The organism is Vibrio gallicus (genome assembly GCF_024346875.1).
GTDB classification, from domain to species: domain Bacteria; phylum Pseudomonadota; class Gammaproteobacteria; order Enterobacterales; family Vibrionaceae; genus Vibrio; species Vibrio gallicus.
The window spans coordinates 1,048,546-1,075,419 of the sequence record NZ_AP024871.1 but is presented as its reverse complement, the minus strand read 5'-3'; the positions used below and the strand labels follow the sequence as shown (position 1 = coordinate 1,075,419).

27 protein-coding genes are annotated in these 26,874 nt (G+C 44.1%); 14 read left to right on the top strand and 13 right to left on the bottom strand.

All coding sequences use genetic code 11. The features are described 5' to 3' along the window. Positions 1-315 precede the first annotated feature (315 nt). From OCU28_RS04960 to trpA, 6 genes are read left to right on the top strand one after another with little or no spacing between them, the layout of a single operon-like run. A complete protein-coding gene (locus tag OCU28_RS04960) occupies positions 316-1,932 on the top strand; it encodes an anthranilate synthase component 1 (protein ID WP_261817232.1) in 1,617 nt (538 codons plus the stop codon). Then, the gene (locus tag OCU28_RS04955) at positions 1,925-2,521 is read left to right on the top strand and encodes an aminodeoxychorismate/anthranilate synthase component II (protein ID WP_261817231.1); all 597 of its coding nucleotides are present in this window, start codon (positions 1,925-1,927) and stop codon (positions 2,519-2,521) included. Before OCU28_RS04960 ends, OCU28_RS04955 begins: the two co-directional genes overlap by 8 nt. A 15-nt stretch (positions 2,522-2,536) precedes the next feature. After that, the gene (trpD, locus tag OCU28_RS04950) at positions 2,537-3,535 is read left to right on the top strand and encodes an anthranilate phosphoribosyltransferase (protein WP_261817230.1); all 999 of its coding nucleotides are present in this window, start codon (positions 2,537-2,539) and stop codon (positions 3,533-3,535) included. 2 nt (positions 3,536-3,537) lie between these two features. Next, a complete protein-coding gene (gene trpCF, locus OCU28_RS04945) occupies positions 3,538-4,929 on the top strand; it encodes a bifunctional indole-3-glycerol-phosphate synthase TrpC/phosphoribosylanthranilate isomerase TrpF (protein ID WP_261817229.1) in 1,392 nt (463 codons plus the stop codon). Positions 4,930-4,981: 52 nt separating this feature from the next. Continuing rightward, positions 4,982-6,172 carry a tryptophan synthase subunit beta gene (gene trpB / locus OCU28_RS04940; protein WP_261817432.1) on the top strand — a complete coding sequence of 397 codons (1,191 nt, stop codon included), beginning with the start codon at positions 4,982-4,984 and terminating at the stop codon, positions 6,170-6,172. After that, a complete protein-coding gene (gene trpA, locus OCU28_RS04935; protein ID WP_261817228.1) occupies positions 6,172-6,978 on the top strand; it encodes a tryptophan synthase subunit alpha in 807 nt (268 codons plus the stop codon). The genes trpB and trpA overlap by 1 nt, the downstream gene beginning before the upstream one ends. Before the next feature lie 74 nt (positions 6,979-7,052). Here the strand turns inward: trpA and OCU28_RS04930 are convergent, their stop codons facing one another. Further along, a complete protein-coding gene (locus tag OCU28_RS04930; RefSeq protein ID WP_261817227.1) occupies positions 7,053-7,946 on the bottom strand; it encodes a LysR family transcriptional regulator in 894 nt (297 codons plus the stop codon). A gap of 212 nt (positions 7,947-8,158) precedes the next feature. Here OCU28_RS04930 and OCU28_RS04925 point away from each other — a divergent pair, with 212 nt between their 5' ends. Continuing rightward, entirely contained in the window at positions 8,159-9,193 is a 1,035-nt protein-coding gene (locus OCU28_RS04925) for a radical SAM protein (protein WP_261817226.1), read from the top strand. Positions 9,194-9,248: 55 nt separating this feature from the next. Here the strand turns inward: OCU28_RS04925 and OCU28_RS04920 are convergent, their stop codons facing one another. Next, on the bottom strand, positions 9,249-9,494 hold the full coding sequence (locus tag OCU28_RS04920; protein WP_261817225.1) for a YdcH family protein: 246 nt from the start codon (positions 9,492-9,494) through the stop codon (positions 9,249-9,251). Between the two features lie 118 nt (positions 9,495-9,612). Next, positions 9,613-10,230 carry a DsbA family protein gene (locus OCU28_RS04915; protein WP_261817224.1) on the bottom strand — a complete coding sequence of 206 codons (618 nt, stop codon included), beginning with the start codon at positions 10,228-10,230 and terminating at the stop codon, positions 9,613-9,615. 161 nt (positions 10,231-10,391) lie between these two features. On the opposite strand from OCU28_RS04915, the gene OCU28_RS04910 reads away from it, so the two are divergent. From OCU28_RS04910 to OCU28_RS04895, 4 genes are read left to right on the top strand one after another with little or no spacing between them, the layout of a single operon-like run. After that, positions 10,392-10,925: a septation protein A gene (locus tag OCU28_RS04910; protein WP_261817223.1), complete on the top strand. Its 534-nt coding sequence runs from the start codon at positions 10,392-10,394 to the stop codon at positions 10,923-10,925. Beyond that, a complete protein-coding gene (gene yciA / locus OCU28_RS04905) occupies positions 10,925-11,326 on the top strand; it encodes an acyl-CoA thioester hydrolase YciA (protein ID WP_261817222.1) in 402 nt (133 codons plus the stop codon). The genes OCU28_RS04910 and yciA overlap by 1 nt, the downstream gene beginning before the upstream one ends. Positions 11,327-11,328: 2 nt before the next feature. Then, a complete protein-coding gene (locus tag OCU28_RS04900) occupies positions 11,329-11,625 on the top strand; it encodes a YciI family protein (protein WP_261817221.1) in 297 nt (98 codons plus the stop codon). Between the two features lie 4 nt (positions 11,626-11,629). Further along, positions 11,630-12,037 (top strand): GspS/AspS pilotin family protein, encoded by a 408-nt coding sequence (locus tag OCU28_RS04895; RefSeq protein ID WP_261817220.1) that lies wholly within the window; start codon positions 11,630-11,632, stop codon positions 12,035-12,037. A 61-nt stretch (positions 12,038-12,098) separates the two neighbouring features. Here OCU28_RS04895 and OCU28_RS04890 read toward each other — a convergent pair whose 3' ends face one another. The 3 genes from OCU28_RS04890 to OCU28_RS04880 form a co-directional block, all read right to left on the bottom strand. Beyond that, positions 12,099-13,292, bottom strand: coding sequence for an ISL3 family transposase (locus OCU28_RS04890; protein ID WP_261817219.1), 1,194 nt, complete (start codon positions 13,290-13,292; stop codon positions 12,099-12,101). Between the two features lie 121 nt (positions 13,293-13,413). Then, positions 13,414-14,343, bottom strand: a complete 930-nt coding sequence (locus OCU28_RS04885; RefSeq protein WP_261817431.1) for a class I SAM-dependent methyltransferase — start codon at positions 14,341-14,343, stop codon at positions 13,414-13,416. A 17-nt stretch (positions 14,344-14,360) separates the two neighbouring features. Continuing rightward, a complete protein-coding gene (locus tag OCU28_RS04880) occupies positions 14,361-15,032 on the bottom strand; it encodes a TIGR01621 family pseudouridine synthase (protein WP_261817218.1) in 672 nt (223 codons plus the stop codon). A 222-nt stretch (positions 15,033-15,254) separates the two neighbouring features. Between OCU28_RS04880 and cls the strand changes: the two genes are divergently transcribed. Both cls and OCU28_RS04870 read left to right on the top strand, forming a co-directional pair. Then, on the top strand, positions 15,255-16,709 hold the full coding sequence (gene cls, locus OCU28_RS04875) for a cardiolipin synthase (RefSeq protein WP_261817217.1): 1,455 nt from the start codon (positions 15,255-15,257) through the stop codon (positions 16,707-16,709). A gap of 67 nt (positions 16,710-16,776) precedes the next feature. Then, positions 16,777-17,982, top strand: a complete 1,206-nt coding sequence (locus OCU28_RS04870) for a cystathionine beta-lyase (RefSeq protein ID WP_261817216.1) — start codon at positions 16,777-16,779, stop codon at positions 17,980-17,982. A gap of 69 nt (positions 17,983-18,051) precedes the next feature. Here the strand turns inward: OCU28_RS04870 and OCU28_RS04865 are convergent, their stop codons facing one another. The 3 genes from OCU28_RS04865 to OCU28_RS04855 form a co-directional block, all read right to left on the bottom strand. Next, positions 18,052-18,813 (bottom strand): transporter substrate-binding domain-containing protein, encoded by a 762-nt coding sequence (locus OCU28_RS04865; protein WP_261817215.1) that lies wholly within the window; start codon positions 18,811-18,813, stop codon positions 18,052-18,054. A 79-nt stretch (positions 18,814-18,892) separates the two neighbouring features. Further along, positions 18,893-19,270, bottom strand: a complete 378-nt coding sequence (locus OCU28_RS04860) for a ribosome recycling factor family protein (protein ID WP_261817214.1) — start codon at positions 19,268-19,270, stop codon at positions 18,893-18,895. A 146-nt stretch (positions 19,271-19,416) separates the two neighbouring features. Then, positions 19,417-20,178, bottom strand: coding sequence for a ferredoxin--NADP reductase (locus OCU28_RS04855; RefSeq protein WP_261817213.1), 762 nt, complete (start codon positions 20,176-20,178; stop codon positions 19,417-19,419). A gap of 208 nt (positions 20,179-20,386) precedes the next feature. On the opposite strand from OCU28_RS04855, the gene OCU28_RS04850 reads away from it, so the two are divergent. Then, positions 20,387-20,830 carry a hypothetical protein gene (locus OCU28_RS04850; RefSeq protein WP_261817212.1) on the top strand — a complete coding sequence of 148 codons (444 nt, stop codon included), beginning with the start codon at positions 20,387-20,389 and terminating at the stop codon, positions 20,828-20,830. A 146-nt stretch (positions 20,831-20,976) separates the two neighbouring features. Here the strand turns inward: OCU28_RS04850 and OCU28_RS04845 are convergent, their stop codons facing one another. Genes OCU28_RS04845 through OCU28_RS04830 form a run of 4 tightly spaced genes read right to left on the bottom strand, consistent with a single transcriptional unit; the run spans position 20,977 to position 26,781 of the window. Then, on the bottom strand, positions 20,977-21,570 hold the full coding sequence (locus OCU28_RS04845) for a DNA-3-methyladenine glycosylase I (protein WP_261817211.1): 594 nt from the start codon (positions 21,568-21,570) through the stop codon (positions 20,977-20,979). Next, positions 21,570-24,668: an efflux RND transporter permease subunit gene (locus tag OCU28_RS04840; protein WP_261817210.1), complete on the bottom strand. Its 3,099-nt coding sequence runs from the start codon at positions 24,666-24,668 to the stop codon at positions 21,570-21,572. Before OCU28_RS04840 ends, OCU28_RS04845 begins: the two co-directional genes overlap by 1 nt. After that, positions 24,665-25,750, bottom strand: a complete 1,086-nt coding sequence (locus OCU28_RS04835; protein ID WP_261817209.1) for an efflux RND transporter periplasmic adaptor subunit — start codon at positions 25,748-25,750, stop codon at positions 24,665-24,667. Before OCU28_RS04835 ends, OCU28_RS04840 begins: the two co-directional genes overlap by 4 nt. Continuing rightward, entirely contained in the window at positions 25,747-26,781 is a 1,035-nt protein-coding gene (locus OCU28_RS04830) for an efflux RND transporter periplasmic adaptor subunit (RefSeq protein ID WP_261817208.1), read from the bottom strand. Before OCU28_RS04830 ends, OCU28_RS04835 begins: the two co-directional genes overlap by 4 nt. Positions 26,782-26,874 lie beyond the last annotated feature (93 nt).

Genomic DNA, 26,874 nt, shown 5'->3' with positions numbered 1-26,874 from the left:
GAAAGATATCCCCTATGCTTATTAAGATGATACAGCAACTTGAGATGAACGAAACCAAAAGCCTTTTGGATTCGCGCTCTATTGTATCTAAAGCATGGCGTTGGTGGCTGCAAACATAAGCGAGCTACGGATTCGAGTGCATAAATGAAAAACACTCAGGCTCGCATTGATATGCGGGCCTTTTTTATTCATTGGATTTAATTTGTACGAAAAACACCCAAAAAAGCAGTTTCCGATTTATCGCGTGTTTAAGTGAGCAAAGTTTAAACCAAAATCAGCCGAACACCTTTGGGTAGAGCGAAAGAATATGCGACTATGTCACTCAATAAAAGTATCAATTTACAAGGAGGTCTTGTGAGACAGACCATCAAAAATATTCAACTCGGTGAACTTGAGTTGCATCAAAGAGACGTACTGTACTCTCAAGACCCTACTGAGTTGTTTCACCACTTATGTAATGGTAAAGATGATACCCTACTTCTTGAGTCTTCAGAGATCGAATCAAAGCAAGATCTCAAAAGCCTGCTGTTAGTTGACGCCGCGATGCGTATCGAATGCCGTGGGCATACGGTGGTACTCACTGCCAACAGCAACAATGGCCAAGCTCTACTAAGGCGAGTAATTGAAAATCTTAATCCTGATTTCGTTACCAGCCACAGTATAAACCAACTGCACGTTGAATTTCCTGAACCTGATATCAACCTTGATGAAGACAGCCGATTACGCCAGCCTTCTTCTTTTGATATGTTGCGTATTATCAAACACAGCTTCGACTGTCAGCAGCATGACCGCATGGCGCTGTTCATTGGTGGCCTTTTCGCCTACGACATGGTGGCGAATTTTGAGCCGCTAGGCAACGCCGAAGAAAACAGCCAATGTCCTGATTATGTATTTTATGTAGCCGAAACATTAATCGTTATCGACCATCAATCTCAACATGCTCATCTGTATGGCACCCTTTTTGATGCGACTGATTCAAATAGACAAGAAGTTACAACGCGTCTAGACGATATCCAACAACAAATGCAATCGGTTGTTGCGGCGCCAAAAGCAACCATCTTGCACACCTGTGATGCCACACCAAGTATGAGCGATGAAGCATTTTGCGACATAGTGCGCGACATGAAACAGTACGTAATTAAAGGGGATATTTTTCAGGTCGTCCCTTCACGATACTTCTCTTTACCTTGCCCATCACCTCTTGCGGCATATAAGCAGCTTAAAAAGAGTAATCCGAGCCCTTACATGTTCTACATGCAAGACGAGTTATTTACTCTATTTGGAGCCTCTCCTGAGAGCGCGCTGAAATACGATCAACAAAGCGATCAAGTTGAGATTTATCCAATTGCAGGAACACGTCGCCGCGGTAAAAACGCAGACGGTTCAATCAATAAAGACCTAGACAGCCGTATCGAACTCGAACTGCGCAGCGATAAGAAAGAAAATGCCGAACATATGATGCTGGTCGACCTTGCTCGAAACGACGTGGCACGTATCTCTAAAGCCGGTACGCGCCATGTTGCAGACCTGCTCAAGGTTGACCGTTACAGTCATGTGATGCATTTAGTCTCGCGTGTGGTTGGTCAGCTTCGTCCCGATTTAGATGCACTGCATGCCTATCAAGCGAGCATGAATATGGGCACCTTAACCGGCGCACCAAAGATCCGTGCAATGCAACTTATTCGCGATGTAGAAAAGCAGCGTCGTGGCAGTTATGGCGGTGCTGTGGGTTATATGAATGGCCATGGCGACCTTGATACCTGTATCGTGATTCGCTCGGCCTATGTTGAGCAAGGCGTTGCCAAAGTACAAGCCGGAGCCGGTGTGGTGTTTGATTCTGACCCGCAATCCGAAGCCGACGAAACACGCGGTAAAGCACAAGCTGTTATCAGCGCAATTCAACACGCTCATACCGAGGTATCAAATGGCTAATATCTTATTTATCGATAACTTCGATTCTTTTACTTACAACCTAGTTGACCAGTTTAGAAGCCTAGGACACCAGGTTACCATCTATCGAAATCAGATCTCTATAGATGTCATTGAGCAAGCTATCGCGGCAGTAACCGATCCTGTGCTTTTGCTCTCTCCTGGCCCTGGCGCACCAAGTGAAGCCGGCAACATGCCTGCTATTATTCAAAAATTCAAAGGCCAAGTACCTATTATCGGTATTTGCCTTGGTCACCAAGCAATTGTAGAAGCCTATGGCGGCGTAGTTGCTGGCGCAGGTGATATCGTACACGGTAAGGTTTCGATGATGGAGCATTCTGGACACTCAACTTATCAAGGACTGCCCTCCCCGTTTGCTATCGCTCGCTATCACTCGTTAGTAGCGACCAAGGTGACTCAAGAATTGACTGTAACTGCGGTAGTAGATGACTTGGTTATGTCAGTGGTACATGAACAAGACAAGGTGTGTGGATTTCAGTTCCATCCAGAGTCTATTATGACAACATACGGTGCAACCCTACTTGAGAACTCAATTGCATGGGCTTTAGATAAGCCAGCCACAGCAGACTAATTACAAGGAAGAACAATGCAACAGATCCTGGAAAAGCTCTATCAACAGCAAAGTCTGACCCAAGCAGAAAGCCAACAGCTTTTTGACCAAATCATCAAGGGTGAGGTAGAGCCACTGGTATTAAGCTCTGTGTTGACTGCGCTAAAAATCAAAGGTGAAACCCCACAAGAAATTGCAGGCGCGGCGAAAGCACTGCTGGCTAATGCCCAGCCTTTCCCTCGACCAGAGTTCGACTTCGCCGATATCGTAGGTACTGGTGGCGATGGCGCAGACACCTTTAATATTTCAACTACAGCCGCATTTGTAGCGGCGGCCGTTGGTCTTAAGGTTGCTAAACATGGTAATCGCGGCGTATCAAGTAAATCAGGCTCTTCTGATTTACTTGATTCCTTTGGCATTAACCTAGCTATGAGCGCTCAAGACACCGCACAAGCGGTCAATGATATTGGGGTAGCATTCTTATTTGCACCGCAGTATCACCAAGGGGTGAAACATGCAATGCCAGTGCGTCAGGCTCTAAAGACTCGTACCATTTTTAATATCCTTGGCCCATTGATTAACCCAGCGCGTCCTAATATTGAACTGATGGGTGTATACGATGAAAGCTTAGTCGCACCTATTGCGCAGACCATGCTACAGATGAACATGAAGCGTGCTGCGGTTGTTCATGGTAGCGGGCTTGATGAAGTGGCTATCCATGGTCGCACTACGGTTGCAGAAATCAAAGACGGAGTAATTGAATATTACAGCCTCACTGCGCAAGATTTTGGTCTAGATAGCTACCCTCTTGAACAGCTAAAAGGCGGAACTCCCGACGAAAACCGCACCCTAGTTACCCATCTCTTAACGGGTAAAGGCACACCGGCTCAAGAAGCGGCTGTTGCGGCTAACGTAGCATTGCTAATGCGTCTATTTGGTCATGAAGACCTAAAGGAAAATGCAGCCAAAGCAATCGACGCAATGCGCACTGGCAAAGCATATCAACTTGTACAACAACTGGCAGCTAGAGGTTAATCATGTCCGAGCATATTTCCCAGACTAATCGAGATATGGCGCAAGTACTGGCTAAAATCGTAGACGATAAAGCGATATGGGTACAGCAGCGTAAGCTTCAGCAACCATTAGAGAGCTTCAAAAACCAACTGCAACCTTCGGACCGCAGTTTTTATGACGCCCTGAGTGGCGACAGCACTAAGTTTATTTTAGAGTGTAAAAAGGCCTCTCCGTCTAAGGGGTTAATCCGAGATCATTTTGACCTAGATTATATCGCCTCTGTTTACGCCAATCATGCCTCTGCTATCTCAGTGTTAACCGATGAAAAATACTTCCAAGGCAACTTTGAGTTTTTGCCACAGGTAAAAAAATTAACCACTCAGCCAGTGCTGTGCAAAGACTTCATGATAGATACCTATCAGGTTTATCTTGCACGACATTATCAGGCGAATGCAATCCTATTAATGCTGTCGGTACTGGATGATAAGCAATATGCAACCTTAGCTGAGGTTGCTCATAGCTTAGGCATGGGGGTGTTAACAGAAGTAAGTAATGAGCAAGAGCTTGAGCGCGCCATTAACCTTAAGGCCAAAGTTGTTGGTATTAATAACCGCAACCTACGTGACCTCAGCATTGATCTTGAGCGTACTAAACGATTAGCACCTAAGTTGCCACAAGGCACCATCGTTATTTCTGAATCTGGGATCTACAATAACCAACAGGTGCGCGATCTTGCTCAATTTGCTAACGGCTTCCTGATCGGCAGTTCACTGATGGCAGAGCAAAACCTTGAGCTAGCCGTACGTAAAGTACTCATCGGTGAAAATAAGGTATGCGGGCTTACCCATGCGGATGACGCGGCGAAAGCCTATCAGGCGGGTGCGGTATATGGTGGATTAATCTTTGCTGAACAGTCAAAGCGTAAGGTTAATGAAGAAACAGCGCGCATGACGATGAGCGGTGCACCATTAAAATATGTTGGTGTATTCCAGAATCACTCTGTGCAACAAGTTTGTGATCTGGCTAATGCCCTAGAGCTGAACGCTGTTCAGCTTCATGGTGACGAGGATCAACAGTTTGTGGATGACCTAAAACACGATTTGGATGGCGACATAGAGATCTGGAAAGCCTACGGCGTAATGGATGACATGCCATCATTTATTAACAATGTTGACCGTCATCTACTCGACTCCAAGGTAGGAAACCAGAGCGGCGGTACTGGTGAAACCTTTGATTGGACAAAAATCAAAGATAAAAATGTTATGCTAGCAGGTGGATTAAATCCCGATAATGTTGCTCAGGCTGCGACACTGGGTGTGAAAGGCTTAGACCTAAACTCAGGAGTCGAGTCTGAACCGGGCAAGAAGAGTAAACAAAAGCTAGAGCAAGCTTTCCAAGCGATTCGTAATTACTGATTTATGTGTTAGCTTCAATTGAGGCTAACCAACACTTTTTAAGGAAACAATGATGGCAAAATTAGATGCCTACTTTGGTGAGTTTGGTGGTCAATACGTGCCGCAAATTCTTGTACCGGCGCTTGATCAACTTGAACAAGCCTTTATTGATGCGCAGCAAGATCCTGAATTCCGTAGTGAATTTATGACTCTACTTCAAGAGTATGCTGGCCGCCCTACGGCGCTGACCCTGACTCGTAACCTGACTAAGGGCACAAAAACTAAGCTATACCTAAAACGTGAAGACCTACTCCACGGTGGTGCGCACAAAACCAACCAAGTTCTTGGACAAGCGTTACTTGCTAAACGTATGGGTAAAACAGAGATCATTGCCGAAACAGGCGCAGGTCAACACGGCGTTGCAACTGCATTAGCATGTGCCTTACTTGATCTTAAATGCCGCGTGTATATGGGGCAAAAAGACGTTGAACGCCAAAGTCCAAACGTATTCCGTATGCGACTAATGGGGGCTGAGGTTATTCCTGTTCACTCAGGCTCTGCCACCCTAAAAGACGCGTGTAACGAGGCATTAAGAGATTGGTCCGGAACCTATGAGACCGCGCACTATTTACTTGGTACTGCCGCAGGTCCTCACCCATTCCCAACCATAGTTCGTGAGTTCCAACATATGATTGGTGAAGAGACCAAACACCAGATCTTAGCTCGTGAGGGTCGTCTACCAGATGCCGTTATCGCGTGTGTTGGCGGCGGTTCGAATGCAATTGGTATGTTTGCAGACTTTATCGAAGAGACTGATGTGGACTTAATTGGCGTAGAGCCTGCTGGTAAAGGTATCGATACCGATATGCACGGTGCTCCGTTGCGACACGGTAAACTGGGTATCTTCTTTGGTATGAAATCACCACTGATGCAAGATACTCATGGCCAGATCGAAGAGTCTTACTCTGTCTCAGCCGGCCTTGATTTCCCATCAGTTGGGCCGCAACACGCACACCTCAATGCTACGGGTCGAGCAACCTACGAATCTATCACCGATGATGAAGCACTAGACGCATTCCAGTTGCTTGCGCGTAAAGAAGGAATAATCCCGGCGCTCGAGTCCTCTCACGCACTTGCTCACGCACTTAAAATGGCGCAAGAAAACCCTGATAAAGAGCAACTACTGGTGGTGAACCTTTCAGGACGTGGTGACAAAGACATCTTCACTGTAAATGATATCTTAAAAGAGAAAGGAGAGCTGTAATGGACCGTTATGCCGCGCTATTTGAGCGCTTGGAAGCTAAAAATCAAGGTGCATTCGTTCCTTTTGTTACCATTGGCGATCCAAACCCTGAGCAATCTCTTGCGATCATGAAAACCCTCGTAGATTCAGGTGCAGACGCCCTTGAATTAGGCATTCCATTTTCAGACCCACTCGCTGATGGCCCAACCATTCAAGGCGCGAACATTCGTGCACTTGAATCAAAAACAACCCCTATTATCTGTTTTGAGCTGATTAAACAGATCCGTAGCCAACACCCTGATCTACCAATTGGTCTATTGGTTTACGCAAATCTTGTATTTGCCAATGGTATCGATACCTTCTATCAAGCCTGTGCGAAAGCGGGTGTTGATTCGGTGTTAATTGCCGATGTTCCTACCGGTGAAAGTGCTGACTTTAACGCTGCGGCTAAAAAAGCGGGTGTGCATGCTATCTTTATTGCACCACCAACAGCAACCGATGAAACCCTAAAAGACGTGTCAACGCTCGGTGGCGGTTATACCTACCTATTGTCACGCGCAGGGGTTACCGGTGCAGAAACTAAAGCAAACATGCCAGTTAAGCATATGCTAGATAGATTGGCACAATTTGATGCACCACCTGCGCTACTGGGCTTTGGTATCTCTGAGCCACAGCAGGTTAAAACTGCCATTGAAGCGGGCGCAGCGGGCGCAATCTCTGGCTCTGCTGTAGTTAAAATCATTGAATCTAGCTTAGACAATCCACAAGCTACCTTAGACAATCTGGCCAGTTTTGTCAGTGATATGAAGGCAGCCACACAGAAGTAACACAACCGCTGTGTATTAAAGGTGAGCCTCGAGCTCACCTTTTTTATTTTTGCGTCTCTACCTTTGTTACAAAATTATCTATCCCAATACGGCGGACTACCAAAGTAATCAACAAAATAATCAATAAACGCACGTACCTTAGGCGCTAGCAAGCGTGAGCTTGGGTAAACCGCCCACAATGCTGATGTTGATGCCAATGGAGTATGCTCCAGTATGGGTATTAGCTCCCCTTTTTGGAGCTCTTGATAGACACACCAAGTTGAACACATCGCGATACCAAGGCCATCACGGCAAGCATCACGTACCGCTTCACCATTATCTATTCGTAATCTTCCTGGGATCTTAACTGACAGCGTCTGTTCATCGGTATTAAATACCCACGACTCGAGACCCGTTAACTGAACGCAATCATGCTCTTTGAGCTCGCTTGGGTGTTGAGGTATGCCATGTTGCTCAAGATACGCCGGCGAAGCACAGACAATCCGCTTATCATCTGCCAATTTTCGTGCGATAAGGGTGGAGTCTTTGAGCTGTGCGTTACGAATCGCAATATCAAAGCCACCCTCCACCATATCGATAATTGAATCTGATAAACGCAGGTCAACGGTTATTCCAGGATACGCCTGTAAAAACCCTTTAATTCCAGGAATAAGGTGCAGTCTCCCAAACGATGCAGAGGCAGTAATACGCAATGTTCCAGAAGGCAAAGCATCACCATTACCTACTGACGCTCTTGCCGCTTCTACGCTCTCTAGAACCTCTTGCGCATGGGGTAAAAATGCCTCTCCTTCTTCAGTCAATGACACCTTACGCGTGGTTCGGTGCACTAAGCGAGTTTCTAAGGCGCTTTCCAGTTTATTGATATAGGTACTTGCAACCGCAGGTGAAATACCAAGCTCTTTGCCTGCCTGACTAATATTATGCGTAGCAGATAAGCGTACAAACAGTTTCAAATGCTCTAGATTCACGGCTCATTCTCAACTAAAACTAAATAATACTCTCATTCTATACCTAATCTCCCATCTACGTCGTTATCTTTATCAAATGTTTTTTGAAGATGTCTCTACCTTTAGGCGGTTAATATACAAGCCACATCCATTTAGAATAGCGACCATACATCCCTCTTAGTCACATCTTCCGGCTCAAACCGTGTCGGGTAAAGAAATAGGAATACATCGATATGCTCGAATTTGAACAAGGGCCTATTCGTCCCCCTTCAGAAGCCAACAGCTTACTCATTCGCACCACCCAGGGCTGCCCTTGGAACAAGTGCAACTTTTGTACCCTGTTTAAGGGAGTTGAGTTCTCAATACGCCCTGTTGAGGATATAAAAAAAGATATCTGGGCTGCTAGAAGGTTCTATGCGGGCAAATCTTTTGATTCTTGTTTCCTGCAAGATGGCGACTCTTTTGCCATGCCGACAGAAGATCTGCTTGATGTATTGGCAACCTTAAAGCAAGCCTTTCCAGAGCTAAAACAGATAAGTTCATACGGGCGCGCGCAAACAATGATTAAGAAATCCGCGCAAGAACTTAAGGCTATCTGTGATGCTGGGCTAAATATGCTCTATTGCGGCCTAGAATCAGGCTCGGTAGAGGTGTTAAAGCAAGCTAAAAAAGGCATTACGCCAAAAGCAATTATCAAATCCTCACAACATGCAAAAGCTGCGGGTATGCAAATGATGGTATTTGTCTTACTTGGTCTTGGTGGGAAAGCGTTATCGAAACAGCATGTATCTGAGACCGCGGCGGTATTAAACGCCATCCAACCCGATGAGATTCGACTACTGTCGCTTGCCATTAAATCCGATACTGAACTCGATAATCTGGTGCAAAAAGGGACATTTGAACCACTAAGCGAAACAGAAATGATCATTGAGCAAAGAAATATACTAAGCGCATTGGATCTTAAATGTAGCCGTTATGGAAATTACCACGGTATCAATATCCTGACCGAGGTAAACGGGCAACTCCCCCATGATAAAACAGCCATGCTTGAGGTTATTGACCAGTACTTAGCTATGAACGAAACCGCTCAAAATAACTTTGTGCTGGGTCGACGATTGAATTACTACACGCATCTAACGGATATGAATAATCAGTTGATGTCCGATACCATACAGCAAGAGATAACACGTATTTATCAACAATATGGTAACGATGCACAATCGCGCTTCGAGGAACTGTTTGCCACTCTAAGACAACGCATGATTTAGTGACGCTGTCACGCAAAGGAGTTCTAAATAAGGCCTCATTACGAGGCCTTAACGGTTAACCTTTAGCCGCTATCAGTCTTTGATATAGCGAATCTTTTAGCTCTGCCCTATTGTGCTTAAGTTTATGCATGGCTTCATCTTCAATTGGATCGCCATTGAGTTCTAAAACTCGGATCTCTTTGTCCATGGCCGTATATTGCTTATTATCTTTGGCAAATACCGCATCGCTTTCTAATAGACTTACAATTAAGTCTGTATGTTCAGGAAAGTCATTTACTAGAGAGTGTGTTTCGCCCAGCATAGGTTACCTCAGGTGTCGTGAAAAATTTATCAAGTGAATATTAAATGTAGCACCTTCTAACAAACCTAGCCTAGCGGTGAGCATTTAATTTATGAGACAGTCATCTTGTACCAATTTGTCATTGTGCTATTAACGCATTGATCTGATTTAAGGTTTTATCTGGGTCTTGGTATTCAATCTGCAATGGGGTCAATGTCGAACCCGCCTTTAAGAATAGAGATGGGAAGCTATTCCCACCAATAGAGCGACACCATGCAATCTCAGTGGTGAGTTCTTGCTGCAACTCTTTGCTATGTAATTGGCTTAGAAACCGTGTTCTATCTAACCCAATTTCCTCTGCTAATGTACCTAATACATCATCATCACTTGGATTTCTTGCCTGTAGATAATACGCCCGCTGGATGGCTGCATACATCTGCAACTCAAGACCGAACTGACGCGCGATTAGACAAGCACGGCAAGCGGGATACGTGGAGCGACGTGGCGTATTTTGAGTCCAAAAATCATAGTTAAACTGTGTACCTAACTGAGATTGAATTCGTTGCCAGTAGGATTGAATTTGCCCCCGCATCTCAAGCGGCATCGGTTGCGCTGAGTCCGGTGCTAGTCCCCCTACTAGGTATTTCACTTCTACTTTAGGATCTAGCTTTGAGGTGATAATTTCCCAAGTTGGACGATAACCCCAACACCACGCACACATAGGGTCATATACATAATATAACGTTGCCTTACCCATCTCACATCCCTGTAAAACTCAAGTTAAACCACAGCATAACAATTGAAAACGCTAAATAGCCAGCTATCTATTCCAATTCGCTGTCAACAATGTGCTAGCACCTCTGTATTTCAGAGCCCCATTTAGGTAGACTGACGCAAACGTAAATGCTGTACAGAAACATGAAACAAATTCTCGACTTTATCCCTCTTATAATATTCTTTGTGTTATACAAAATGTATGACATTTATACTGCAACTGGCGCTTTAGTTGTCGCGACTGCAATTCAATTAGTCGTAACCTATATTATCTACAAGAAAGTAGAAAAGATGCAGCTAGGCACATTTGCTATGGTTGCCGTATTCGGCGGCATGACTCTGTTCTTTCACGATGCTAATTTCATCAAATGGAAAGTCACTATCATCTATGCGCTGTTTGCTATAGGTCTAGTTGCTTCTCAATTTATGGGCAAGCCCCTGATTAAAGGCATGCTTGGGAAAGAACTCTCTTTGCCACAAAGTGTATGGAACAAGATCAATTGGGCATGGGTGGTATTTTTCAGCGCCTGTGCACTACTGAACATCTATGTTGCGTTCAACATGCCACTCGATGTTTGGGTAAACTTTAAGGTGTTTGGGCTACTGGCTGCCACACTCTTTTTCACCCTCTTAACCGGTGCTTATATCTATAAACACATGCCAAAGGAAAGCGAATAATGTCAGAATCACGTACACCAACTGGCGAGCTATTACTTCGCACATTGGCGATGCCTGCTGATACGAATGCCAATGGAGATATCTTTGGCGGATGGCTAATGTCGCAACTGGATTTAGCTGGCGGAATATTAGCAAAAGAGGTCTCAGAAGGCCGCATTGCGACGGTTTCTGTCTCTAGTATTACATTCAAGCACCCCGTTTCGGTTGGTGATGTGGTATGTTGTCATGGCTACTGTGCACGAATTGGCAACACCTCTATGTCAATTCATCTCGAAGTATGGAATAAAAAAGTAATGGGTGACCGCACTGGTATTCGCGAGCTGGTCTGTGAGGCGACGTTTAATTACGTTGCCATAGACGAAAACGGTCGCCCTCGCCCTGTACCTAAGAAAAAGGACTAATCATGTTGTACGTTATTTTCTCTCAAGATATCGAAAACTCTCTCGAAAGACGCCTTTCAGTTCGACAAGCACATCTTGCACGACTGCAACAATTACAAGATGAGGGTCGTCTATTAACTGCAGGCCCTATGCCGGCTATCGATAGCGAAAACCCAGGAGAAGCTGGTTTTACAGGTTCGACAGTTATTGCTAAGTTTGATTCTGTAGAAGATGCTCAAGCATGGGCTGATTCAGACCCTTATATCGATGCAGGTGTGTATCAAAACGTGATTGTTAAACCTTACAAGAAGGTATTCTAACGCTATGACTATCAATTTTAAGAAACTGTTATTGGTTCTTTTTGCAGGTTCACTTATTGCAGGCTGCGCCTCATCTGATGAAAAACAGAAAGCGCTAGAGCTAAAAGCAGACCGCCGTGCAGATATTTTGGCATCCAGCCTCCCTATTACCTACGGCCCGTTAACCATTGCCAGTGCAAAATCTAAAAACTCGACTGTAATTATTGAGATGCTTTATAATCAATCGGGAAACAAGCCTGCTAACCAACTTATTGACAGTGCTGCTACCTATTATTGCTCTTCTAAAGAGGTACGAGCATCAATGGATGAAGGCGTAAACTACGCTATCAAAATCCGCAATAACCGCGGACAATTGGTGGTTGAAAAAGTGATAACTAGCGACAGCTGTAAGGTTCAGCCAGATAGCAACTAGTATGGCAAAACGAGGCCAGAATTAAGAAAGCCCTGAACATTGTTCAGGGCTTTTATTAGGTTCATCGCGGCTTTCCGGGGAAGGCCGCTTTTATCTTCATAAAGAAGTAATCCGTATCTCGGTACCCATAGCCCATTCTTTTGATTAGCTTGATCTTGTTATTAATCCCTTCCAAGGTGCATGTATTTAAATGATACAAAGCTGAAGACACTATCCCATGAAGGTACGGTTTCAGCTTTTTAGCGAAGTTTATGAGCGGTTTTACTCCGCTTTCATGGACTTGCTGCCACCATATTTCCCAAAGGTCTTTGGCTTGTTTTTCCGAGTCGCAGTACCAGAGCTCCTTGAGCTGAGCACCAAGTAAATGGGTCACCATTAAGTCACGGTTAACCGCAAGTATTTCATCCAGGTAACTTTGTTGCTTAGTATTTAAGTTCTCTCTATTTTTCAGTAATACCCAACGTGAGCGCTTGACCCAACGCCGTGCACTTTTGTCATCTTTAAGTTGGTTGGCTTGATCTACTCGAACTCTATCCATAACTTCTCGACCAAACTTAGCGACGACATGAAAAAGGTCATAGACAATACAAGCCTTTGGACAATGAGCTTGAACCTCTAGGTCAAAAGCGGTGTTCATATCCATTGCCACAACTTCGATATTTTGAGCATGCTCTCCAAGCATTTCAAAGAACGGACGTATATCTTTACGACTTCTACCTAGACCAATCCAAAGTACTTGATGCGTTTGTGCATCGGCGATAACAGTGGCGTAACGATGCCCCTTGAATATGGCAAACTCATCCATGACCAGTTGACGCAAACAACCCCAAGGAACCTCAGGTACGACACGCTTCAGACGTTGCTTATCTATTTCTTTGATGGTGTGCCAGTGCACCCCAGTAAGCTCTGAAATGTGTTTGATGGGTAGCAATGGTAATAGATTCTCAATGTAATCAATCAGCCGATTGGTAAGGCGAGAATATGGCTTAACCCAAGAAATAGACTCAGTCTTGATACCACAATTTGAACACCTGATGCGCCGAGTTTGAACGAGTAATTCGACGGGTGTGCCTAGCATCATCGCATCCTTAAGCGTTCGCCACTGAGTGTCATGAATAGAGTCAGAAACTTGACCACAAGAACAGTATGCAGGGGTATCAGGAATTAAGGTGATAGAGATGAATGAATCAGTTTTATAAGACTTTACGATCTGAAAGCCTTCCCAGAACGACGATAGGAAAGTATTATTCGGCATGAAAACGGTAGTTTGTAAAAGGTTGTGTTTGGCGATGTAACCTTACCACTAACTACCGTTTTTGTTTTCAGTTCCCACTAATCCGCGATGAACCTTTTATTATGTTATCTAGCTAAAAATATTAACGTTTAAATAACTGCACCTTCAGGCTAGCCTCGTTATCAATATCAGCAAACTCTGCAGGGTTGTCCAAGCGACGTACATATTCAAGCTCAGGCGCACAGACTTTCATCGCATCCACCACAAAATCTGAGCTAACTGCCGGGGAGTTAGCACATGCCAATACTTGACCGGATTCAGTGAGAAGATCAGGCAGTCGACGCAGGATTTTTTGATAATCCTTAGTCAATGCAAAACTGCCTTTTTGAAACGAGGGAGGATCCGAGATAATGATATCGTAAGGTCCGAATCGTTTTAGCTTCCCCCAAGATTTGAAAATATCATGCGCTAAGAATTTTACCTTGCTTACATCTTGCTGGTTTAGATTATGATTATCTCGCCCTCGGGTTAACGAAGAGCGCGCCATATCAATATTTACCACCTGAGTAGCACCACCAGCAATCGCCGCGACGGAAAAACCGCACGTATAGGCAAATAGATTAAGCACCGACTTACCTTGTGCATGCTGTTTAACCCAATCTCGCCCATGGCGCATATCTAAAAACAAGCCAGAATTTTGATTGGATTTTAGGTTCATTAAGTACTTTAAACCCGACTCTGTGACTTCAACGCCATTGGGCACCTCACCAAAAAGCACCTCGGTTGGAGCTCCTTCAAGATGTCGATGCTGCACAGAGATAGACAATACATTCGCTACATCAGAGCACGCTTGCACAGCTAGCAAGCCTTGCTTAAGTTGCGTTTCAAACTGCGATGACACAGGTTTAAATACCTGAACCATAAGATGACCGCCAACCCAATCACAAGTCAGCTGTTCGAGTCCAGCAAACAAGCGACCGCGGCCGTGAAATAGTCGTCTGACTTCATCAGGTGATTGATTAAGCCCATGCTTAATCTGCTCAAAGAAAAGTGGCAGTGCCTTTTCATCCATAGTTACATTCATTGTTATTATACCTTGGGCCAATTAAGCAGTTCAGGGCTTGCCCATTGGGTTATTTGTTGTTCAAACGATGTCCATAATTCGCCATTACCTAACGGCGAATTACGATATTGATAGTGCTGGCCTTGAAATTCAAACGCAAGCCCATAAGCGTGCAGATAGCCCCTATCAGCAACACTGCTTGGGTTGTAGATAGCATCCCCAATGATGGGGCTACCGATAGACTTCAATGCGACACGAATTTGGTGAGTTTTCCCCGTTTTGGGCTTACATAGAAATAATCGCTGACCATCGGCGGCCGCTGAGAAAAACTGAGTCATTGCCGGGTTAATATTGGTTGGCAGAAGCTTCCACGCAGAGCGACGACTCTTTGACATATCCCCCTTGATTAGGCCTTGTTTTTTCTTTGGCTTTTTATCAGATAATGCCAAATAAAATTTCTCTACCTTACGCTGCGCAAAGGCTTGAGATAGCTCACTGGCTGCACGTTGCGAGGTCGCCAACAGCAATAGTCCCGAGGTCATTTTATCCAATCTATGCACCAGATATAGATGCTCAAAGCCTAACTGTTGCTGCAGTTCCATTAACAATGAGCTTTGTTGATTGTCTTTATGCACACTTACCTGAGGATGCTTATTGATTATGATAAAACCCGGTTGCTGATCTATAAGGTCAAACATTCGCACCTACTCAAAAATATTCTATCGCCAGATTATATACGGATAGCCATTAAAATGAGACAAAAAGCGCATTTCAGCGTGGCATTTCATCCAAACCTTCAAATTTTACAATTATGCATCTCATCAATTGCGAGCAACATAACACCTCACACTTAAATCGACACAAAGCGATAATTTCCGTATACACTAACCATATTAAGTATTTGAATAATAAAGAGCAAAATGGAAGGTGTTTATCACGTATTAACCCTTATCGGGTTAGCCGTGTATTGGATATTAGTAGCGGGCGTCACTGTTCGTGTGGTGATCAAACGAAGTTCTGTCAGCGTCTCCTTAGCTTGGCTAATGATTATCTACATACTACCTATTATCGGTGTTCTTTTTTACTTCTTGTTTGGCGAGCTCAACCTTGGACGCAAACGAGGTGATCGCGCACGTGCAATGTTTGAACCTTACAAGGCTTGGTTCTATCAGTTGCTCGATTGCAATGCCCATCTACCCGAAAAAACACCCACTCATATTACTCATATCGATGACCTATGTACTAACCGTATGGGGATCCCAGCTCTGTGTGGCAACACCTTATCGCTACAAGATACCCCTGAAAAAATATTAAAGTCGATGGTTGAAGATATACAACAAGCCAAGCATTCGGTGCGGATGGAGTTTTATATCTGGAATGAAGGGGGGCTTGCAAACTCCGTCGCCTCAGCCCTAATTCAAGCCGCAGGTCGCGGCGTAAAGTGCCAGGTACTGCTTGATGCTGCCGGAAGTCGAAAGTTTTTCAACAGTGCCTGGTATAAGATGATGAAAGCGGCGGGAATAGATATCATTGCCGCGCTACAAGTGAAGCCTTGGCGACTGTTTTTACGTCGCCTTGACCTAAGGCAACACCGTAAAATTATCGTTATCGATGACAACATTGCATATACCGGTTCCATGAATCTAGTTGACCCTGAACACTTTAAACAAAATGCGGGGTTTGGGATGTGGGTTGATATTATGGTGCGAATCACCGGCCCTACGGTTAACGTATTGTCTGCCATCCATTGCTGGGATTGGGAGGTGGAAACTGGTGACAGGAGCTTTCCAGCCCAACCCGAATGCAATATTGAACAAGATCATCTCCTTCATCCGATTCAAGTTGTGCCTTCAGGGCCCGGTATGCCTGACAATCTGATTCAGCAGGTACTCAATATTGCTATTAGTCGTGCCAGTCATTCGGTGACCTTTACCACCCCCTATTTTGTGCCTAGTGCAGAGCTTCTGGAAACCATCCGCACCACGGCTCAGCGAGGGGTAAGGGTAGAATTAATCTTACCTAAGCGTAACGATTCCATCATGGTAGGTTGGGCCTCTAAATCCTATTTTTCTGAATTATTGGCGGCAGGAGTAATAATTCACGAGTTTGAAGGTGGCCTTTTACATACCAAATCAGTGGTCATTGATAAGCAATATTGCTTGGTAGGTACAGTAAACCTAGATGTGCGCAGCCTGTGGCTTAACTTTGAGGTTACGCTAGTGGTAGACGATGCCGAATTTACGCAACAGTTAGACTGGCTGCAAGAGCGTTATATTGAACAATCGACTGTGATTAATGCCGAGAGGTGGAGTAAACGAAGCCTACTACACCGCTTTTTAGAGCGCTGTTTCTATTTGTTTAGCCCAATACTGTAGTTTTTGCTTGCACTGATGTTTTGGCTCTGGTTTCATGGAATGAGTCGTTAAATTCCAAGGAAGAAAGATGTCAAAAAGCACCACCTCAGTTGGTAAAACCACACAACTTATCAATGCTGGCCGCGAGAAAAAGTGGACCCATGGTGTGGTTAACCCGCCGGTACAACGCGCGTCTACTATCATATTTGACACCGTTGCAGAAAAGAATCATGCGACCATAAATCGAACCAACAAAGAGCTGTTTTATGGACGTCGTGGTACTCAAACTCACTTCGCCCTTCAAGATGCGATGGTTGATCTAGAAGGCGGTCACGGCTGTGCTCTATACCCTTGCGGTACCGCTGCAATTTCCAACGCCATCCTGGCGTTTGTTGAAGCAGGAGACCATATCTTAATGGTTGATACCTGCTACGAGCCGACTCGCGACTTTTGTGACACTATGCTAAAACGTTTAGGGGTCGAAACCACCTATTTTAGCCCGACGATCGGTGCCGAAATCGAAGAGCTTATCCAAGACAATACCAAGATTTTATTTGTAGAATCGCCAAGCTCCATCACTATGGAGGTACAAGACGTACCGCTTCTGGCTAAGGTTGCGCATAAAAAAGATATCATTGTCATGCTAGACAATACATGGGCAGCTGGTTTGCATTTCTCTCCGTTTGAGCATGGGGTTGATATATCAATCCAAGCGGCAACCAAATACATTGTTGGACATTCTGATGTCATGCTTGGCACCGCGATTGCTAACGAGGCATTGTGGCCTCAACTTCGTGAACACAGCTACCTGATGGGGCAATGTGTTTCACCAGATGATGCCTACCTTGCACTGCGTGGTATTCGTACCCTAGACCTTCGCCTAAAACAACACCAGCAAAGTAGCCTACAAGTCGCGAAATGGTTAGCCCAAAGACCTGAAGTAGATCATGTTCGCCATCCTGAACTTGAAAGCTGCCCTGGGCATGAATATTTCAAACGTGATTTTACTGGTGGTAACGGACTATTTTCATTCGTTATGAAATCACAAAATGTACAAGCGACCACAGCGTTACTTGATGGAATGAAGCACTTTGGTATGGGCTATTCGTGGGGAGGTTATGAAAGCCTGATCCTTGCCAATGAACCTCGTTCATTTAATAGCCTGCGCACGGTGGCAAATCCTAACTTTAGCGGAACCCTATTTAGAATCCATATCGGATTAGAAAATGTTGAAGATCTGATCCACGACCTTGAAGCTGGACTTGAGCGATATAACGCGGCGCTCACCAAGTAACCGAACAATAAAAGGGTCAGTTAATACTGACCCTTTTTGTTTGTATTCGACTTGCACTGAAGATAGCCATTATTTAAGCGCGTTTTGGCGCATTAACTGCTGTTGAACACCTTGTAGCTGCATTTCATCCATCATAAAGTTCACTGTATTTAACAGACGCTGCTCTCCCTTAGGTACTAGATAACCAAACTGGCTTTTAGTAAATGGGGCATCACAACCTGCCGCTTGCAGATTGTTATTAATACTTTGATAGTACAGCGCTTCTGGGGTTTCAGTGACCATTAAATCAATTTTACCACTCGCAACTGCTTTAGGTACATTGAGATTATTTTCAAAGGTAGTCGCACTTGCTTTGGCAAGGTGTTGCTTAGCAAACGCTTCATTTGTACCACCAAGGTTATACCCTACCTTAACCTGTTGTTGGTTAGCTTTAGCAAGGGTATCAAATTTGTCAGCATTGCCTTTTTTAACCAAAAAGCATTTACCAAATGTCATGTAACCTTGTGTTTGTTCCGCTTGCAATTGGCGTTGCATCTTACGGGTGATTCCACCCATCGCAATATCATACTTTTTTCGCGAGAGACCAATCAGTAACTCGTTCCAACTGGTCTCTACAAACTCAACCTTCACCCCAAGCTGCTTAGCCATGTATTTAGCGACATCGATATCATAACCACTAAGTACTTGGCCATCGTGATAAGAGAATGGGCGATAATCCCCTGTCGTACCAACCTTAAGCACCCCAGATTTTTGGATATCATCTAAGCGATCAGCGTGTACTACACCAACAGCCATGAAGCTAAGAAAAAAACCTAACATGAGTTTGTTCATAGAAATGTTCCCGATATGTTCTATAGAGTTAAATATACAACAACTCCAAAAATTTAATTCAAAATTTACGATTGCTTGTTTATAGGCCCAGCTCTATTCGAGCACGTCTTACCTCAACAAGCTCACAACCACTAAACTCCGCTAATTCAGCAATGGTTAAGTGAGGCTTTTCTACTAGCAAACGCTGTAATATCTGGATCGGCGTTTCAGTAATATTCGCCTTTAGAATCGGGATGATTTTTGAGAGTAAATAAGCCTCTTTGACTAGATTCAATTGATCAACAGCATCACAAAAGCACTGAATATCAGGCCAAAGGCCTGTTAGTACCCAGTTTCGAGAGCGTCTGATACGTTTTAGATGACAATTATAATTGTCAGCTAGTACCTTTAAGCGCGCCACATCGCTGCCGCCGACTCGATGTATCAATGAGGGAAGTGGAATGGAGATTGGGTCCATAAAAGGGGTGGTTGATGAGTCCTATCCGCTAACTTAACCTATCATCTGCCAAAATCAATGACATTTGCACCCACAGCCTAAAACTAAGCCGTCAACAAGGACTGTGGTTAGGTATAATACAAGGTTATTGGTAGAACTCTCTTTACTTACCAGTAGTTTTCACAGCTAAAGTGCCCTGCTTTGCGCCTTAGATGCTTATGATAGCCTCTATCTTGTAGCACTGCGCTGGTCGAACGCACCATCGCGGGATTGCCGCATAAATAAAGGAAGCTCTTTTCAAAATCCAAATTAATCCCTACTGCCGATTCTAACTCACGATTTTTAATCAAGTCAGGTATATGTCCGCTCATCACACCATCGACTTGCTCTCGGGATACAATCGGCACATATTTCAACTGAGGGTATCGAGATGCGAGACCCTCGATTACCTCTTTATAGGTTAAATCTGATTCAAATCTTGCGGCATGGACTAAGATAACCTGCTGATAACGCTCAATAAATCCCACCTCGGTTAGCATGGAAATAAATGGGCCTAACCCTGTTCCCGTTGATAGTAACCACAACTGAGAAGCGGTGTCTGGGATCTCAGTGGGCACCATATATCCGGCGCCTTCTAATCCCACATAAACGGGGTCTCCAACCTCTAACAGGTGCAATTGCGGAGACAATTTCCCATTTAAGTCAGTCACAATAACGAACTCAAGTTCAGAGGTTTGTTGGTAATCTTGGGGGGAATTAACAATTGAATATGCACGCCTGATTAATTCCTCACCAGAATTAAACAAACCTAGCTTAGTAAATTGCCCTGCATTAAATGGGTGGTTATCAACCTTAATACGAATGGAAAATAAGGAATCACTCCAGTAGCGTTTAAATGTTACACAACCTATCTGAAAACTCTTCAACACTTGCCTATTCTCCCTCAATTAGTTGAACGTCACAATATATTGACTACCAAAAACAATAATCTTTAAAACCAATAACTTAACCACGGCCTTTGCAAGAAAATATGACTAAGATCACAAAAACATGAACACTACCAAGATCACTCTTCGCCTTTTAATGCCTCGTTTTCGGACAAAATATCAACAAATAACAAATCAAATAAGGTTTCTCATGAAATTTCCTAATCTACAAACTGGCGACACCGTATTTGTTCTTACTCCAATTTGGACAGAACAAAGAGGAAATTCATCTTCAAACCACCAAAAATATTTTATTCCTTATACGGTTTCAAAGGTCACTAACCAATTCTTTGATATTGAAGAGCTAGGTCGCTTCAAAAGAGAAGATGGCCAAACCCACGGTGTCAGTCGTTTTGACAACCAAGTTTATACCTTAGGTGAAAAAACTGAACACTATGGTGTTGTAAGAGACCAGAGTATAGAGCACCGCGAAGCATGTGTTACTCAAAAACTGATCGATGAAGTGAACTATATGATCACACGCTATACCGTCAATCATAAAGTTCTCGATAATCAGGAACTGCAGACCTTGTACTCATTACTTAACAAAAATGCTGAGCAATTCTCTTCGTTCCGAAAAACTGAAGCAGCATAAGTAATAGCGATTATCAAAATACAAAAATAAGCTGTCGAAATCATACCTCGAACAACGAGGCGATTAGGCAGCTTATATTAAAGCGTAATATAGGGTTAAATTACGTGAGACGCACGTCTAAAAACCCTAGTCCTAGAAAATAGATTCTAATGCTGCTTTGCCGGACATGACACTATATGGTCATCAACCATACCTACCGCCTGCATAAAGGCGTAACATATGGTTTCCCCTACAAACTTAAACCCTCTTTTCTTCAAAAACTTGCTCATTGCTTTTGATTGCTCGGTAAACGCAGGTATCTCATTGAGCGACTGCCAATGATTTGTTACCGGTTTATGGTCTACAAACTGCCATAGCGCATGACTTAACGAACCAAACTCGCGTTGCAAAATAACAGCTGCGCGTGCATTGCTATAAACTGATGCTATTTTTCCTTTATGGCGTACGATATCGTAGTTTTCCTTGATGAACTCTACGTTACTGTGGTCAAGCTTAGCCAACTCATCAATATCAAAGTTCAAAAACGCTTTTTGATAACCTTCACGCTTTCTCAAAACCGTTAACCAACTCAGACCTGCTTGCGCGCCTTCTAGGGTTAGACACTCAAATAAATGCCTATCATCAAAGCTAGGTATGCCCCATTCATTGTCGTGATAATGTCGCTCAATCTGGGTGTTTTGTGCCCACCCGCACGTGCCGTCATCTGGCGCTATGAAGGTGGATTGCTGTGGTTTACTCATTACACCTGCTCTATCTTGATGTTGTGAAATAGACGATATAACACAGGTACCACGATAAGTGTTAGTACCGTTGCAAATCCTAACCCAAACATGATGGTTACAGCCATAGGCTTAAAGAAGATATCTGGAAGCAGCGGTATCATGCCCAAAATAGTGGTAATTGCCGCCATACACACAGGGCGAACGCGACTTAACGCCGCCTCAACAACCGCATTATAGGGTTCTTTACCGGAGTGCATTTCAACCTCTATCTGGTCTATCAATACAATTCCGTTCTTAAGTAGCATTCCCGAAAGACTTAAAAAGCCCAATAGCGCCATAAAGCCAAACGGGGTATCCAATACCAGCAATCCAGTAGCAACACCAATCACCGCCAGTGGCACCGTCATCCAAACTATTAATGGCTCTTTTACCGAATTAAACAAAAATACCGTTATTAAGAACATAAACAGATAACCCATAGGCATCGTTTGGAATAACGAAGCTTGAGCATCTCTAGATGACTCATACTCCCCGCCCCACTCAAGGCTATAACCCGACGGTAATTGTATGGCTTCAATCTGATCTTGTAGGCGTTTTTGCAATGTTGCGGCGGTCTCTTCACCTAATAGATCGGGGTCGGCCATGATAGTTAGCATGCGTTTGCGGTTCTTACGCACAATCAGAGGATCTTCCCAGCGCACTTCATATCCCAACATAATTTGCTGTAATGGAATATATTCACGCAGTGCTGGGCTCCAGATTTTCAAGCTCTCTATATTACGAAAATCTACGCGCTCTTCTTCGGTTAATCGTCCAACAATTGGCATTAGCGTCGTACCATCACGGTATACACCAATCGATTTTCCAGAGAATGACATTTGCAAGAAATCATCCATATCAGACTTAGTAATACCGTAACGGCGCGCCTGACTCTCATTGAAGATAGGCTCTAGCACTTTGGTACGCTCACGCCAATCATGACGAATGTTGGTTGTACCAGGATCGGCGTTCATAATGTCAATCACCTGTTTTGCAATAGTACGCAAAACCGTTGGGTCTGAACCAATCACTCGAGCTTCAATTTTCGCTCCTCCCCCAGGACCAAGCTCAATTTTTTTAAGCTTATAATTTACCTCCGGAAAACTGCTTGCGATATATTCTCGATAGCGCTTCATCAAATCATCAAGCACCTCGTAATTAGCCACACGAGTAACAATTTCACCGTACGATGCGTAGGATTTTTCTGGAGTATAAGTCAGCATAAAGCGTTGCAAGCCTTTACCTGCCGTCGTTGTTACATGCTCAACCCCTTCTTGCTCCAATAACCAACTCTCAATCACCTTAAGTTTGGTATTGGTGGTGCGGATATCGGTCCCTTCCGGTAGCCAGATGTCTGATAAGAACATTGGTGTGGTTGATGATGGGAAGAATGCCTGCTTGATATAAGTAAAGCCATATAGACTCCCCATCAGCAGGCTGACTAATACAATCACGGTTAACCACGCACGTCGCATGCAAAAATCGAGAAACTTCTTATAAATGACAAATACAAAGCCGTTATACGGGTCACTATTGGCATCGTGTTGCTGTTTTTGCCCTCTAAAAAAGATATCTGCAAAAAACGGCGTCAATGATATCGCTGTAAACCACGATAGCATCAAGGAGATAAGGAGAACGGTGAATAGCGTGCCGCAGTATTCTCCGGTCGAATCTTGCGAAAGACCGATAGGAGCAAACGCTGTTACCGCAATCACGGTCGCACCAAGTAATGGCCACTTCGTTTGGGTCACAATATCGGTTGCCGCTTGCAAGCGTGTTCTTCCCCGCTGCGTTCCGACCAGTATTCCTTCGACGACGACAATGGCATTATCCACCAGCATCCCCAGTGCTATCACTAATGCACCAAGGGAGATACGTTGCAGTTCTATATCTAGGTAGTTCATAAACACAAACGTACCCAAAACGGTTAATAGTAGGATCAGCCCAATCAATAAACCTGACCGCAACCCCATAAAGAACAGCAATACCACAATGACAATGGCAACCGCTTGACCTAGGCTGACTACGAAACCGCTTACTGATTTGTCTACTTCTTTGGGTTGGCTATAGATCTCTTGTATATCAATACCTACTGGCTGTTGATATTTAAGCTCTGCCAGTCTTTTATCAACCATCTCACCAATACTGACTACATTAACTCCAGCATTAAATGAGACCCCCATATTAAGCGCGAGATTGCCTTTGAAGGTAATAATATTCGATGGCACATCGACATAACCTTTTTTTACCTGAGCCACATCTCGAAGATAAATCAGCCCTTCGGTGGTTTCATCGGTAATAATCAGATCGCCAAGCTGTTCGACATCCTGAAATTCGCCTGTTGGGTGAATACGAACATATTCATCGTCAACTCGAATCGCACCCGCGGGAGCAATAATATTTTGCGTACTCAACAGGTTAAAAACCGTATCTGGTGATATTCCAAGGCTAGTTAAGCGCTTCATCGACATCTCAATGAATACTTGCTGTTGCTGATCACCGGTTACTGACACCTTACTTACGCCATCAACCAACTCCAATTCACGCCGTAAATAATCCACGTAATCCAGGAGCTCTTTGTTGGAATAACCTTCCCCGGTAACCGCGAGTAATATCCCATACACATCACCAAAATCGTCAATAACCGAAGGCGGATTTACCCCTGGAGGTAGTGAGCCTTGAATATCATTCACTTTGCGACGCAGTTCATCCCATATTTGCGGAAGATCATCCGGGCCATAGTTGTTCTTCATGGTGACGGTTATCTGTGATAAACCGCGGCTAGAAATAGAATTAACCTCATCCACATAGGTTAACTGTTGAATGGCTTTCTCAATTGGATAGGTCACCTCTTCTTCAACTTGCTGCGGGGTAGCTCCGGGGTATGAGGTAACGACCATAGCATCCTTGATGGTAAATGCGGGGTCTTCGAGTCTTCCTAATCCAAAGAAAGCGAAGGTACCACCTATCAAGAATATAAGGGATATCATCCAGCTAATTACTCTATTATGAATAAAGTATGCCGCAATACCTTTGATATCTTCATCGTTAGACTGCTCAGCGACTTCCTTGCTCATTGTGCAGTCTCCTGTTTAATCACCTTCACTGACGCTCCCTCTCTCAGTTGCGCTAATCCCTTAACAACTAGGGTTTCCTCTCCCACCAGTCCGCTTATTACCTGAACCGTATTATTATTTATATTACCCAGTTCTATTTGCTGTTTGCGTACCTTATCGCCCTCTAATAACCATACGTATTTCTCGGTTCTATCTAGGCTGTCTCCATCCATATTCACTACGGCGCTAAATGGAACCTGAGTACCAATACTGACATTTAGGCCTGCGTCACTACTCTTGGCTGTCACCTCAACTGCCATCCCATCTAAAATCAGTTCTTTTTCAGGCATCGGCATAGTTAAGGTTACGTTGTAAGTTCCCGATTTAGGGTCCGGTTCTGTAGTAAATTCCTTGATTGTCGCCTCATACACATTGCCACTTTGTACTTTAACCTTCGCCACTACCTTTCGAAGGTCTCTTTGAGTAGGCTGATGAATAAACAGACGGTCGGGAATTTGGATCAACACCTCAATCTCTTCGACACTATGGATGTTTACAATCTGTTGTCCAACTTGGATATTCTCGAATCGGTCAATATTCACCCGGGAAATTACGCCATCAATAGGAGCCTGTAATGAGGTAAATTTTAGATGCATCTTAGCGAGTTGCAGCTGCACAAGTGCAATCTGACGCTTGGCAGCCAATTCATCAAATTGGGATTGTGCAAGTAATCCTTTTTTAACCAGAGGTCGCGAGCGACGATACTGACTGTTAATGGCGTTATATGAAGCACGCGCGGTATCGACATTAATATTAAAATCACGGGTATCAAGCCGCGCAATAAGGTCGCCCTTCTTTACGATATCACCTTCATTTACGACTAGCTCTACCACCTCTCCTGCAACCCTAAAGCTTAAATGAGAGCGGTGCGCCGCATGTGCGACCGCGGGGAAAAATAAGCGATCTGTTACTGTATGCTTTCCTAATGCCATGACCTCAACATTTGCAATATGGGAAATCGGCTCTACTGCCTTACGCTCGCACCCCAAAAGCCCCATAAAAAGCGTTACAATCAGCAAGGGTTTCATTAATTGAACCATCATAGTCCGCGCTCCTTAATCCACTCTCTGACCTTCATTCCAGATTCAAGCTCGGTGACCCCCGACACAACAATCTGGTCGCCATCAAGTAAACCACTGGTGACAGCACCTTTATCATCGGTCGACACCGCGACTTGCTCTACCTGAGATTGCTCATCAATACGCCATACACATTGCTTTTCACCGCATTGGTATAACGAAGTAGTAGGTAATACAGATGCGCTAGAACGCGGGATCAAGGTATGAATATGGCCAGACATACCGGGTAAAATGCCAATGTCTTTGGGACGCTGCATTATCATAGTTACTTTATAACTGCCGGTTGCGGGATCAGATTCGGTATCAATTTCTTGGAAAGTAAGGGGGAATTCACGGTCGGGAAAGGAGTCAAACACCATTTTAGAATGCACACCACCACTATTGCTAAAGCGGCTAAAGAGTGAATCTGGTAGCTGAAAAATCACTTTTAATAACGCATCAGATTGAATATTCATCACCCCGTGTTTGGCGGAAACATATTCAAAATTATCAATATTGATAATTGAGATAGTCCCCTCAAACGGCGCTATCAGCTTTGCATAGCTGTAATTCGCATCCGCTTGTTCAAACGCCGCCCGCGCAGATTTTTGATTCGCAACAGCTTGATCAAATTCTTGCTCTGACACCACCTTATCTTTGATCAGGGTTTGCATACGCTTAAACTGAACATTTGCCAGAGTAAAATTGGCTTTGGCTTGCGAGCGAAGCAGCTTATATTCTTCATCATCAAGGCGCGCTAATACCTCACCTTGTCTCACCTGTTGACCCGCATTAACAGGCAGGTCTATTAACTCCCCTGGAACGCGAAAAGCCAAAACCGCACGGTCTCCCGCGCTGGAAGTTGCTGGGAAAACCCGTTCAAAAGGCTTGTCTCCCACCGATACGGTAAAAAATTTTGCTGGCCGAGATTCAGGCTCTGGGATGGTGTCTTTTTCTTTCGAACACGCTGATATCCCTAAAGCGCACACTGATAATGCAATCCAATGGAGGCGCATAACTCATCCTTGTTTAATTACTTCTATTAAACATAGATGTATCAATATGTTAACGCCATTTTTATTACATAAAATATCAACTAATTAACGATC

Excerpts from the sequence above, each read along its gene's own strand:
- OCU28_RS04960 (WP_261817232.1), top strand. The coding sequence starts at position 316 with ATGTCACTCAATAAAAGTATCAATTTACAAGGAGGTCTTGTGAGACAG.
- OCU28_RS04955 (WP_261817231.1), top strand. The coding sequence starts at position 1,925 with ATGGCTAATATCTTATTTATCGATAACTTCGATTCTTTTACTTACAAC.
- trpD (WP_261817230.1), top strand. The coding sequence starts at position 2,537 with ATGCAACAGATCCTGGAAAAGCTCTATCAACAGCAAAGTCTGACCCAA.
- trpCF (WP_261817229.1), top strand. The coding sequence starts at position 3,538 with ATGTCCGAGCATATTTCCCAGACTAATCGAGATATGGCGCAAGTACTG.
- trpB (WP_261817432.1), top strand. The coding sequence starts at position 4,982 with ATGGCAAAATTAGATGCCTACTTTGGTGAGTTTGGTGGTCAATACGTG.
- trpA (WP_261817228.1), top strand. The coding sequence starts at position 6,172 with ATGGACCGTTATGCCGCGCTATTTGAGCGCTTGGAAGCTAAAAATCAA.
- OCU28_RS04925 (WP_261817226.1), top strand. The coding sequence starts at position 8,159 with ATGCTCGAATTTGAACAAGGGCCTATTCGTCCCCCTTCAGAAGCCAAC.
- OCU28_RS04920 (WP_261817225.1), bottom strand. The coding sequence starts at position 9,494 with ATGCTGGGCGAAACACACTCTCTAGTAAATGACTTTCCTGAACATACA.
- OCU28_RS04915 (WP_261817224.1), bottom strand. The coding sequence starts at position 10,230 with ATGGGTAAGGCAACGTTATATTATGTATATGACCCTATGTGTGCGTGG.
- OCU28_RS04910 (WP_261817223.1), top strand. The coding sequence starts at position 10,392 with ATGAAACAAATTCTCGACTTTATCCCTCTTATAATATTCTTTGTGTTA.
- yciA (WP_261817222.1), top strand. The coding sequence starts at position 10,925 with ATGTCAGAATCACGTACACCAACTGGCGAGCTATTACTTCGCACATTG.
- OCU28_RS04900 (WP_261817221.1), top strand. The coding sequence starts at position 11,329 with ATGTTGTACGTTATTTTCTCTCAAGATATCGAAAACTCTCTCGAAAGA.
- OCU28_RS04895 (WP_261817220.1), top strand. The coding sequence starts at position 11,630 with ATGACTATCAATTTTAAGAAACTGTTATTGGTTCTTTTTGCAGGTTCA.
- OCU28_RS04890 (WP_261817219.1), bottom strand. The coding sequence starts at position 13,292 with ATGCCGAATAATACTTTCCTATCGTCGTTCTGGGAAGGCTTTCAGATC.
- OCU28_RS04885 (WP_261817431.1), bottom strand. The coding sequence starts at position 14,343 with ATGGATGAAAAGGCACTGCCACTTTTCTTTGAGCAGATTAAGCATGGG.
- OCU28_RS04880 (WP_261817218.1), bottom strand. The coding sequence starts at position 15,032 with ATGTTTGACCTTATAGATCAGCAACCGGGTTTTATCATAATCAATAAG.
- cls (WP_261817217.1), top strand. The coding sequence starts at position 15,255 with ATGGAAGGTGTTTATCACGTATTAACCCTTATCGGGTTAGCCGTGTAT.
- OCU28_RS04870 (WP_261817216.1), top strand. The coding sequence starts at position 16,777 with ATGTCAAAAAGCACCACCTCAGTTGGTAAAACCACACAACTTATCAAT.
- OCU28_RS04865 (WP_261817215.1), bottom strand. The coding sequence starts at position 18,813 with ATGAACAAACTCATGTTAGGTTTTTTTCTTAGCTTCATGGCTGTTGGT.
- OCU28_RS04860 (WP_261817214.1), bottom strand. The coding sequence starts at position 19,270 with ATGGACCCAATCTCCATTCCACTTCCCTCATTGATACATCGAGTCGGC.
- OCU28_RS04850 (WP_261817212.1), top strand. The coding sequence starts at position 20,387 with ATGAAATTTCCTAATCTACAAACTGGCGACACCGTATTTGTTCTTACT.
- OCU28_RS04845 (WP_261817211.1), bottom strand. The coding sequence starts at position 21,570 with ATGAGTAAACCACAGCAATCCACCTTCATAGCGCCAGATGACGGCACG.
- OCU28_RS04840 (WP_261817210.1), bottom strand. The coding sequence starts at position 24,668 with ATGAGCAAGGAAGTCGCTGAGCAGTCTAACGATGAAGATATCAAAGGT.
- OCU28_RS04835 (WP_261817209.1), bottom strand. The coding sequence starts at position 25,750 with ATGATGGTTCAATTAATGAAACCCTTGCTGATTGTAACGCTTTTTATG.
- OCU28_RS04830 (WP_261817208.1), bottom strand. The coding sequence starts at position 26,781 with ATGCGCCTCCATTGGATTGCATTATCAGTGTGCGCTTTAGGGATATCA.